The following is a 10,619-nucleotide window of genomic DNA, read 5'->3' as shown; positions in this document are numbered from 1 at the left end:
CCTCAGCTTTGGAGTGGTCGGCTACTGCGCGTTCGCACTTTAAGGTTGGGCAGTGCTCGCTATCCTCATGGACAGAAAGTCCATTCCGGTAGCTGTGACCAGACTAGAGTCTGTAGAAATAACCAAGGGCACTATGTGCCCTTGACGTGTTACATCGCTTTGCCTTGTAATAATGTCGCCATCGCTTTTCGGTAGACCATTTCCAGACTGCTTAGGCTGGTGGCCGAAACCTCTAAATCGCGTAGCAAACCATCTTCAATGCCGTAAACCCAACCGTGAATCATCGCTTTCTGCCCGCGTTTCCAGGCAGAGCGCACGATAGTGGAGTGACCAAGGTTGTAAACTTGCTCTACAACGTTGATTTGGCATAACACGTTACTGCGTTCTTCCTGCGGTAGCTCGCCCAGCAATGAGCTATGTTTGTACCATAGGTCGCGGATGTGCAGCAGCCAGTTGTCGATCAGCCCCATTTCCTCGCCTTTGATTGCCGCCTCAACGCCGCCGCAGCCGAGGTGACCACAGATAATGATATGTTCGACCTGCAGTACATCAATGGCGTATTGCACCACGGACAGACAGTTTAAATCGGTATGGATAACCAGATTGGCCACATTGCGGTGAACAAATAATTCCCCGGACTTCAGTCCGGTTAACTGCTCTGCAGGAACCCGGCTATCCGAACAACCGATCCACAGGAAACGCGGTTTTTGCGCTTGGGCCAGATGTTCAAAAAAATCAGGATCTTGTTTGCTGATGGAGTTTGACCAGCTGCGATTGTTCGCGATGAGCTTTTGGATTTCTTCCATCGATGTTAATAACCTGTAATAAACGAATTGCGATAGGATAATATACGGCAAGCATTATGATTTAGAAATCGGAACAGTTGTTTCGGATGAGATACAATGTTGTCCGCGTAACGTCTTCCTAGCATTTATCGGGTTTCCCTCTGCTCACTGTGACTTGTCTCTCGCCAGATGAGCAGACTAACCCATTAGATATTTAGCCCCGAAAGACATTCATTGAATAAGGTTCATGTTTACTTATGACATATGCACTGGAATTAACGCAGTTGACCAAAACCTACGCTGGTGGCGTTCAGGCACTGCGCGGTATTGATCTACGTGTTGAGGCAGGGGATTTTTATGCCCTGCTCGGGCCTAACGGTGCCGGTAAATCGACCACTATCGGTATTATTAGCTCGCTGGTGAATAAAACCTCGGGGCAGGTACAGGTATTTGGTTACGATATTGATAAGGATATCGTCAATGCCAAGCGTCAGCTCGGTCTGGTGCCGCAGGAATTCAACTTTAACCCGTTTGAAACCGTGCTGCAGATCGTGATTACTCAGGCCGGTTATTACGGCGTTACACGCCGCGAAGCGCTGGAGCGCGCAGAAAAATACCTCAGTCAGCTTGATTTGTGGGGCAAACGCAACGAACGCGCCATTCGCCTGTCCGGCGGGATGAAACGTCGCTTAATGATTGCCCGTGCGCTGATGCATCAGCCAAAACTATTGATTCTTGATGAACCTACCGCTGGCGTAGATATAGAGCTACGCCGTTCGATGTGGGGCTTCCTGAAAGAGCTAAATGCGCAGGGGACTACTATTATTTTGACTACGCATTATCTGGAAGAAGCGGAAATGCTGTGTCGTAACATCGGTATTATTCAAAACGGTGAACTGGTGGAAAACACCACCATGAAACAGCTATTGAGCAAGCTGGAATCAGAGACCTTTATCTTCGACCTTGGGGCGAAAAGCGCCTTGCCGCAGTTGGAAGGTTATCAATATCGGCTGATAGATACTTCCACGCTGGAAGTGGATGTGAAGCGAGATCAGGGTTTGAACGGTTTATTCAGCCAAATGAGTGCGCAGGGTATTCAGGTATTGAGTATGCGAAACAAAGCCAACCGTCTGGAAGAGCTGTTTGTTAATTTGGTCAATGGCAACGGGGGAGAAAAAGCATGACCCGCCTGTATTGGATCGCACTGCAAAGTATTTGGATCAAAGAAGTGACTCGATTTGGTCGTATCTGGATTCAGACGTTGGTACCGCCAGTCATTACTATGTCTTTGTATTTTGTGATATTTGGTAATCTAATCGGCTCCCGTATCGGTGATATGGGTGGGGTAGATTACATGCAGTTTATCGTTCCTGGCCTGATTATGATGGCGGTGATTACCAACTCTTACGCCAACGTGGCGGCCTCGTTCTTTGGTGCCAAGTTCCAGCGCAGTATCGAAGAACTGCTGGTGGCGCCAGTTCCAACTCACATCGTGATCGTCGGTTATGTGGGCGGTGGCGTGGCGCGTGGGATTTGCGTCGGTATTTTGGTGACGATTATTTCCCTGTTCTTTGTACCTTTGCAGGTACATTCCTGGTCAATGATCGCTTTAACCGTCATGTTAACCGCCATTCTGTTTTCTCTGGGTGGCTTGCTTAACGCGGTGTTTGCCAAAACCTTCGACGATATCAGCCTGATTCCGACCTTTGTACTTACACCCTTGACCTATCTGGGGGGCGTATTCTATTCCTTGACGCTGTTGCCTCCTTTCTGGCAGGCGGTGTCTAAGCTGAATCCTATTGTCTATATGATTAGCGGATTCCGTTATGGCTTCCTCGGTATTTCCGATGTGCCATTGGCATTTACCATTGGGGTATTGGTGCTGTTTATCGTCGTGTTTTATGGCTCAGCTTGGTACCTGATTGAGCGTGGCCGCGGGTTACGTACCTAATTTCGGCCTTCAGGTATTATCGTTAAAAGGACAGCACTGAGCTGTCCTTTTTGCTATTTACATCGCTAAACTTAAAGTTCTCAAACTAAATTAATCGTAATAATTAATGATCTTAGTGAATATGGCCTTTCTCTCGCTTTAGCATCTCATGCTATGCTGGCTTACCAGAATTCTCTCTTTCATTCAGCGCAGTTACGCGCATAAGTAGAACGATAATGTGGCATAAAAACAGAATAGCGATTGGGATGCTACTCGGTATTGTCATGTCGGTAATCATTCCGGCAGCCCATGCAGACCTCCTGCAAGAAGAAACGGCAGTCCCCTCCAGATACATGACCGCCGATCGCGACAGCGAAATTTATGCGCTAATTGGTGAGCATGTGATTCCGGTTGGCGAGGTTAAAAAAGGGCAGCTATTACAGGTTTTCCCGGCCGCAGCGGAATATTATGAATTTAAATTTGGCCACGGCATCGGTTTTATTGATAAAGACGATCTGCGTGAGATTAATAAAGCCCAAAAAATGAATGACAGATTAGGTGATCTGAATAAACCAACGCCGAATCAAAATATTCTGACCAAACGTGCGACCAAAATTTATCTTGAGCCGGATAACGCTAGCGAAGAGATTGGCGTATTGGAAGAAAATCTGCGTTACCCGATTATTGGCAAATTGAAAGATCGTCTGAATAACAGTTGGTATCAGATCAACATTGGCGATCGTTTAGGCTATGTTAGCGGCAATGAAACTGAAATTGATAACGGCATTCCGGTGCTGACTTATCATCATATGCTAAAAAATGAAGAGAATAAGCGCTTTAGGAATACCTCGACCACCACGTCTGATGTAGCGTTCAGTAATCAGATGGCGTATCTGAAACAAGCTGGTTATGACACTATTTCGATGTATCAGCTTGAGGCTTACCTGAATAATCAAATCAACCTGCCGGCGAAAGTGGTTGTGCTAACTTTTGACGATGGTTTGAAATCAGTCAGCCGTTACGCTTATCCAATTCTGAAAGAACAGGGTTTTCGCGCAACTGCATTTATTATTTCTTCGCGTATCAAACGCCATCCGCAGAAATGGAATCCCGATTCGCTACAGTTTATGAGTATTTCGGAACTGAAACAGATTCAGGATGTATTTGACGTTCAGTCTCACACTCATTTCCTGCATCGGACCGATAACGCACGTCATCCAATACTATTGAGCCGCTCTTACCATAATATCACCTTTGATTTTGAGCGCTCCCGACGGGCATTATCGCAATTTAACCCCCACGTGATTTATTTGTCTTATCCGTTTGGCGGGTTTAATCAAAATGCGATTGAGGCGGCAAAAAATTCAGGTTTCCATCTGGCGGTGACGACCATGCAAGGGAAAGTCAAACCGGGTGATAATCCGTTTACCTTGAAACGGTTGTACATTTTACGCACCGATTCTATTCCGACCATGGCTGAGCGCATCGCCAACCAGCCGGGAGCCGTTGTAGCCAAGGCTACGCCAGCGGTGATTGAGACAGAGTAGGATTGCGAAACCCGTTTCGTCGACCAAAGAGAAAGGAGCCGAAAGTGGCTCCTTTTTTTACGCAATGAGTTAGACGTTTATATAGGCTAACGAAAGGGCGTATTACCGCGCCTAAATCGCTATGCGACCTGCACCGGAACCGCTTTTGCTTTGCGCTGTAGCTGGTTGTCGCCCTCGAAATACGCCACTTTAGGATGGTGCAAACGGGCGTCCACGTCTGACATCTGAACATAAGAACAGATAATCAGTTTGTCGCCAACGCAAGCGCAGCGTGCTGCTGCACCGTTGACGGAGATAATGCGTGAGCCACGCTCAGCCGCAATGGCGTAGGTAGAAAAACGCTGACCGTTATCAACGTTATAAATATCAATTGCTTCGTATTCCAGAATCCCAGCGGCTTCCAGAAAATCCTGATCGATGGCGCAGGAACCTTCATAGTGCAAATCAGCCTGAGTTACTTTAACCCGGTGAAGTTTGCCTTGCAGCATAGTACGTATCATAGCCTTACCCTTAACCCTAATGTAAACCAGCGAGTCTCTGCCAGGCGGAGCTCTCTGGATGAATAACGCTGATGGCGTCAATACTGAGGCAGCCCTGCGTTCAGTATATCGGCTCAGTTTTGCCGATTTTATAGGTGCTGTCTATATATTGGCGAAGTCTGCCGTGAGATAAATTATGATGAAGGATATTTCTGTTGGAAGACTAATGGCATGGGGAATAATCAAGTCGGATACGAACTGAGCGCAGAGTATTTTGCTTCAGGCCGTATCCGGTATATCGGATAAATGTGAGGTTAGTTGATTAAATCAACCTGCTGATTATCGATCAAACGGGCTTTTCCTAACCACGCGGCCATAAGAATCACCGCGCGCTGGCTTTCAACGGTCAGCGGTTGTAGCGTGTCGGCATCGCGGATAAACAGCTCATCCGGTGTGAAGCCCGCGGCGCTAAGCTGTTCCGCCGTGGTTGCCAGCAATTCATCAATCTGACGCTCGCCCAAGGTGAGCTTTTCAGCCAGAGCGTTCATGATTTTCGCCAGCTGAGGCGCAATCTTACGCTCCTCTGCGGTCAGATAGCCATTACGAGAGCTGAGTGCCAAACCGTCTTTGGCGCGCTTGATCGGCACACCGATAATATCGATGTCATAACCCATATCGGTTACCATTTTGCGAATCAGCGCCAATTGTTGGTAATCCTTCTCACCGAAACAGGCGATATCCGGTTGTACCAGATTGAACAGTTTGCTAACGATGGTGGAAACGCCACGGAAATGACCGGGGCGGCTGGCACCTTCTAAAATAGTCGATAAAGCCGGGACATCCACGTAAGTCTGTTCTTCTAAACCTGCTGGGTAGACATCGCTGGCTGCGGGAGCGAACACCAGATTTACGCCTTGGCGAGTCAGCTTCTCACAGTCTTCCTGCAAGGTTCGCGGATAGTTGGCTAAGTCATCCGGACGTTCAAACTGCATTGGATTGACAAAGATACTTACCACCACGACATCGGCACGGGCTTTGGCTTCTTCGACCAGAGCAAGGTGTCCATCATGCAGATTGCCCATGGTTGGAACCAACGCAATTCGTTTGCCATCCTGACGCCAACGGCGGATTTCCTGACGTAAAAACGGCAGGGTTTCGATAATCAGCATTCCCTTTCTCCTGAGTTATTAGAAGCTGTGCTCTTCTGCCGGGTAGATTCCCTGCTCAACTTCCTGAATATAGTGTTGGATCGCCAGACGGATATCACCAGCCTGAGCCAAAAAGTTTTTGCTGAACTTTGGCGTATGGCCGCCGGTGATGCCGAGGGCATCATGCATAACCAAAATTTGTCCGTCAGTAACATTTCCGGCGCCGATACCGATAACCGGAATGGCCAGCTCTTTAGTGACTCGGCTCGCCAGTTCTACCGGTACGCATTCCAACACCAAGAGTTGAGCTCCTGCCTGCTCGAGCGCAATGGCATCTTTGAGTAATTGGTTGGCTGCAACCTCTTCCCGACCTTGTACTTTATAACCGCCAAATATATTAACCGACTGCGGCGTAAGCCCCAGATGGCCGCAAACCGGCACCGCGCGTTCCGCCAGCATGCGAACGGTATCGCACAGCCAGCTTCCACCTTCTAGCTTCACCATATTGGCTCCGGCGCGCATTAACTCGGCAGCGTTGGTAAACGTTTGTTCCGGCGTGGCATAACTCATAAAGGGCATATCGGAGAGCAGGAGGCAGTTAGGCGCGCCGCGACGCACTGCGCGGGTGTGGTAGGCCACATCGGCGACGGTGACCGGCAGAGTGGAATCAAAGCCCTGTAGTGTCATCCCAAGAGAGTCGCCCACCAGCATGACCTGAATACCTTGCTCATAGAATAATTGAGCAAAGCTGGCGTCATAGGCGGTGAGAGTCGCAAACTTACGCTTTTCCTGTTTCCATTGGCGCAAGTGGGTCAGAGTAGTCGCTTTCATTATTCGTTCTCCAGAAAATAACCCGACAGACCCAATAACGGAGCGTTATCACTCTTGCGGCCTGCAATCAGTTAACGCCAGTCTACCGCTGATTAATGCATGTAGATAAGGCATTTACATTATAAATATAGTGGTCTGAATGCTAGCAAACTCTCGGCAGGAATGCACAGAAGGGATAGAAAGTAGGAAGGGGAACGCGAGAGAGCTCGCAACTTAATCTGCCATTACCAAGGGATAAGGCCGTTCTTTGGCACCAGTTTAAGGCGATCTGCGAGGGACTCTCCGTCGGGGAAAATCAAGTCTGGCGCAATGTCTGCCAGCGGATACAGCATAAACTCGCGCTCTTTCAGACCGTAATGCGGCACCGTCAGGCGTTCGGTATTAATCATTCGATCGCCGTACAGCATAATATCCAGATCCAGCGTGCGAGGTCCCCAGCGCTGATCTTTACGTACACGACCCTGATTACGTTCGATTTCCTGGGTATGATCGAGCAATTGTTCTGGAGGCAGCGCCGTGTCGAGAGCGACCACGGCGTTAAGAAAATCGGGCTGATCCTGTGGTCCAAGGGGTTTAGTGCGATACAGCTGCGAACAGGCGACCAGACGGGTGCGTGGAAGATGTTCCAACGCCTCTAGGGCGGTTTTAACCTGTTGCAGTGGTTGGGCAAGGTTGCTACCCAACGCGATATAAACCCGGATCATAGACCTGTTATGCCCCTTCTTTACGTTGGGTGGGTTTGCGCGGACGGCGTGAGCGAGAACGGCGCGGCGCGGGGTCGGCACCCAAAGTATTCAACATTGCTTTCTGATGCGGCGGCGTCGCTTCCTGGAATTCTCCCCACCACTGTGTTAAACGCTGTAGTTCATGGTTATTTTCCACTTCGGCACGCAGAGCCAGCAAATCGTAGGCCGCGCGGAATTTCGGATGCTCCATCAGTTTGTGTGCCCGTTTGCCCTGACGGCGAGACAGACGTAACTGTAACAGCCAAATATCACGTACCAGCGCAGTAATGCGTTTTGGAATCGCCAGTGAACGGCATTCTTCATCCAAAATATCATTCATCGCCAGCGCGAAGGCATCGTAATAAGCCAGACCGCTTTCTTGCGCCAGTTTTTGCGCATGTTCGATCAATGGATACCAAAGCATAGCCGCAAACAGGAACGCCGGGTTGACCCGCTTATCATTTTGTAGGCGGTAATCGGTATTTTTTAATACCTGAACCAGAATTCGCTCCATTGGCGAATCATTATGCTCGGTAAAATTACGGGCAATCAGCGGGAATAACGGCTGGAAAAGCTGATATTCACACAGTTTAAGATACGTTTTGTAACCGTAACCGGATTGCAGCAGTTTGAGCGATTCTTCAAACAGACGCGCTGGCGGAATCTCACGCAGCAGCGGAGCCAAACGCGGGATCGGCTCGGCGGTTTCCGGGCTGATAGTCATATCCAGCTTGGCGGCAAAACGCACGGCGCGCAGCATCCGTACCGGATCTTCACGATAGCGAACTTCCGGATCGCCGATCAGGCGAATAATACCTTGCTTCAGATCGCGCAGGCCGCCGGTGTAATCCCGCAGGGCAAAATCGGAAATCCCGTAATACAAGCTGTTGATGGTGAAGTCACGGCGCTGTGCATCTTCCTCGATGGATCCGAAGATATTGTCGCGCAGCAACATTCCGTTCTGAGCTTGCTGAGAAGAATTTTTATCATTGCCTTCAGGCTGTTGCTGCTCGTGATGACCGCGGAAAGTGGCCACTTCGATAATTTCCGGCCCGAACATAACGTGAGCCAAACGGAAACGGCGGCCAACCAAACGGCAGTTACGGAACAGTTTACGAACCTGCTCGGGCGTCGCGCTGGTGGTGATATCAAAATCTTTTGGTTTTTTGCCAAGCAGTAAGTCGCGGACACCGCCGCCGACCAGATAGGCTTCATAGCCTGATTTATTCAGACGATAGAGTACCTTCAGCGCATTATCGCTGATTTCTCTGCGGGAAATATTGTGTTGATCCCGTGGGATTACCGTCATTTGACGTTTTTCCTCAGGCTGCACCGCTTGTTTGACGCGGCCGGTATCAGTTCTAGCGGGCCTTTTTTCTTTGCGGGCCACTTTATCTTCACCGGTAACTTTATCTTCACGGACAGTTTTGTCTTCGCGGATCAGTACCTTACGGCAGAAATTGGCTACTCGGGTAAAAATGGTACACCTCGATAGTGACTAATAATAAACAGAACTACGGAAAAACAGCGGCTAATCATAGCTCACCGAGGTTCCTTTGAGAATGCCGTTATGTTTTCTGGCTGAGTTATTGCACCCTGATGGGGAAGTAAATCCAAGCTCCAGTGTTCAACTGCCCAGCGTAATAATAACGATAGATCAAGATCTTGCCAGCTTTCTGGCACCGGTTGACGCAGAAATTTCAGTGCGGCGACTAAAATTGGGCGCGGATCGCCATCAGGTAGCGGAGGAGCGTGGTTCTGCTTAGATAGCTTATTACCGTCATGATTCAACGCCAACGGCAGATGAATATAACTCGGCACAGGGGATTGCAACTGGTGATACAACGCAATCTGACGCACCGTAGGCTCGATCAAATCAGCGCCGCGCACGATTTCCGTCACGCCCTGAAACGCATCGTCCACCACTACCGCCAGATTATAGGCGAACAGCCCATCACGACGGCGAATAATAAAATCTTCTTCCGCCAACGCGGGATCGGCATGGAGCGATCCTAACAGTCGATCTTGAAAAACGTAAACCGGATGAGTTTGGCGCAGGCGGATAGCGGCGTTATCAGGAGGTAAATGCAAGCTGCGGCAATGACCGTCGTAGAAACCGCCAATTTGCTGAATACGGCTACGGGTGCAGGTGCAGTAATAGCTTAATCCTTGCTGGCGTAGCCAATCAAGGGCGGCGCGGTAAGCATCATGGCGTTGGGATTGATAGATAACCTGACCGTCCCAGTGGAGGCCATAATGGTCTAAAGTGGTGAGGATACGACCCGCAGCACCTGGAATTTCCCGAGGTGGATCAATATCTTCAATACGAACTAACCAACTCCCGCCTTGAGCACGGGCTTGCAGGTAACTTCCGAGGGCCGCAATGAGCGAGCCAAAGTGTAAATCTCCGGAAGGAGAGGGAGCAAAGCGCCCCACATAGCGATGATTTTCTGACATAAATAGAGGGAGGTTGCTCCCGTTGTGTTATACGGTGCCAGGGAAAGCCTGGCACCGTGTTACACGTTCTTGCTGAATTAGCCAGCCATCTGCTTTTCGCGGATTTCAGCCAAAGTTTTACAGTCAATGCATAAATCCGCAGTTGGCCGTGCTTCTAAACGGCGAATACCGATTTCTACACCACAAGATTCGCAGAAACCGAAATCGTCATCTTCTACTTTTTTCAGCGTTTTCTCGATCTTCTTAATAAGCTTGCGCTCACGATCGCGGTTACGGAGTTCAAGACTGAATTCCTCTTCTTGAGCAGCGCGGTCAACCGGGTCAGGGAAGTTAGCAGCTTCGTCTTGCATATGAGATACAGTACGATCTACTTCATCCCTGAGCTGATTGCGCCATGCTTCAAGAATCAGCTTGAAATGCGAAAGCTGGGCGGCATTCATATACTCTTCGCCTGGCTTCTCTTGGTACGGCTCCACCCCAGCGATGGCGAGAATGCTCAAGGACGAGGTTTTACGTTTTTGCCCTTCTTGCATGATGCTTCTCCTACATTCATACGCACTATCGAACGATTCCCCAAAGTACGGGGGAAAAATCAGGCCGCTATAAATAACAGATGGAAGGTAGGTTGGCAATTATTCCTGTCGCCTGCTTGACAATGCTGTGAAGGAAGGCGTATTTGGCGAGACCCTATCCGGCAATCGGCTTTTTATTCAGCAG

General features: G+C 49.3%; 11 protein-coding genes. 3 read left to right on the top strand and 8 right to left on the bottom strand.

Translation table 11 applies throughout. The features are described from left to right. Positions 1-149: 149 nt before the first annotated feature. Complete coding sequence (can, locus tag AD970_RS16205; RefSeq protein ID WP_049601342.1) at positions 150-806, bottom strand: carbonate dehydratase; 657 nt, start codon at positions 804-806, stop codon at positions 150-152. A 236-nt stretch (positions 807-1,042) separates the two neighbouring features. Between can and AD970_RS16200 the strand changes: the two genes are divergently transcribed. The 3 genes from AD970_RS16200 to AD970_RS16190 all read left to right on the top strand — a co-directional run bounded on the left by AD970_RS16200 (position 1,043) and on the right by AD970_RS16190 (position 4,262). Continuing rightward, on the top strand, positions 1,043-1,969 hold the full coding sequence (locus AD970_RS16200; RefSeq protein WP_049601339.1) for an ABC transporter ATP-binding protein: 927 nt from the start codon (positions 1,043-1,045) through the stop codon (positions 1,967-1,969). Continuing rightward, positions 1,966-2,736, top strand: a complete 771-nt coding sequence (locus AD970_RS16195; RefSeq protein WP_049601336.1) for an ABC transporter permease — start codon at positions 1,966-1,968, stop codon at positions 2,734-2,736. Before AD970_RS16200 ends, AD970_RS16195 begins: the two co-directional genes overlap by 4 nt. Positions 2,737-2,951: 215 nt before the next feature. Continuing rightward, positions 2,952-4,262 carry a polysaccharide deacetylase family protein gene (locus tag AD970_RS16190; RefSeq protein ID WP_049601333.1) on the top strand — a complete coding sequence of 437 codons (1,311 nt, stop codon included), beginning with the start codon at positions 2,952-2,954 and terminating at the stop codon, positions 4,260-4,262. 119 nt (positions 4,263-4,381) lie between these two features. On the opposite strand, the gene panD is transcribed toward AD970_RS16190, so the two are convergent. The 7 genes from panD to dksA all read right to left on the bottom strand — a co-directional run bounded on the left by panD (position 4,382) and on the right by dksA (position 10,435). Beyond that, positions 4,382-4,762, bottom strand: coding sequence for an aspartate 1-decarboxylase (panD, locus tag AD970_RS16185; protein WP_049601330.1), 381 nt, complete (start codon positions 4,760-4,762; stop codon positions 4,382-4,384). Between the two features lie 293 nt (positions 4,763-5,055). Then, entirely contained in the window at positions 5,056-5,910 is an 855-nt protein-coding gene (panC, locus tag AD970_RS16180; protein WP_049601327.1) for a pantoate--beta-alanine ligase, read from the bottom strand. An 18-nt stretch (positions 5,911-5,928) separates the two neighbouring features. Continuing rightward, a complete protein-coding gene (panB, locus tag AD970_RS16175; RefSeq protein WP_049601324.1) occupies positions 5,929-6,720 on the bottom strand; it encodes a 3-methyl-2-oxobutanoate hydroxymethyltransferase in 792 nt (263 codons plus the stop codon). Between the two features lie 224 nt (positions 6,721-6,944). After that, positions 6,945-7,424 carry a 2-amino-4-hydroxy-6-hydroxymethyldihydropteridine diphosphokinase gene (folK, locus tag AD970_RS16170; RefSeq protein ID WP_049601322.1) on the bottom strand — a complete coding sequence of 160 codons (480 nt, stop codon included), beginning with the start codon at positions 7,422-7,424 and terminating at the stop codon, positions 6,945-6,947. A gap of 7 nt (positions 7,425-7,431) precedes the next feature. After that, the gene (pcnB, locus tag AD970_RS16165) at positions 7,432-8,754 is read right to left on the bottom strand and encodes a polynucleotide adenylyltransferase PcnB (protein ID WP_235786951.1); all 1,323 of its coding nucleotides are present in this window, start codon (positions 8,752-8,754) and stop codon (positions 7,432-7,434) included. A 233-nt stretch (positions 8,755-8,987) separates the two neighbouring features. Next, complete coding sequence (gene gluQRS, locus AD970_RS16160; RefSeq protein ID WP_049601315.1) at positions 8,988-9,902, bottom strand: tRNA glutamyl-Q(34) synthetase GluQRS; 915 nt, start codon at positions 9,900-9,902, stop codon at positions 8,988-8,990. 77 nt (positions 9,903-9,979) lie between these two features. Then, entirely contained in the window at positions 9,980-10,435 is a 456-nt protein-coding gene (gene dksA / locus AD970_RS16155) for an RNA polymerase-binding protein DksA (protein ID WP_002209354.1), read from the bottom strand. Between the last annotated feature and the right edge of the window lie 184 nt (positions 10,436-10,619).

This window comes from Yersinia nurmii, assembly GCF_001112925.1.
Taxonomy (GTDB): Bacteria; Pseudomonadota; Gammaproteobacteria; order Enterobacterales; family Enterobacteriaceae; genus Yersinia; species Yersinia nurmii.
This window is presented reverse-complemented; position numbering and strand designations above follow the sequence as displayed.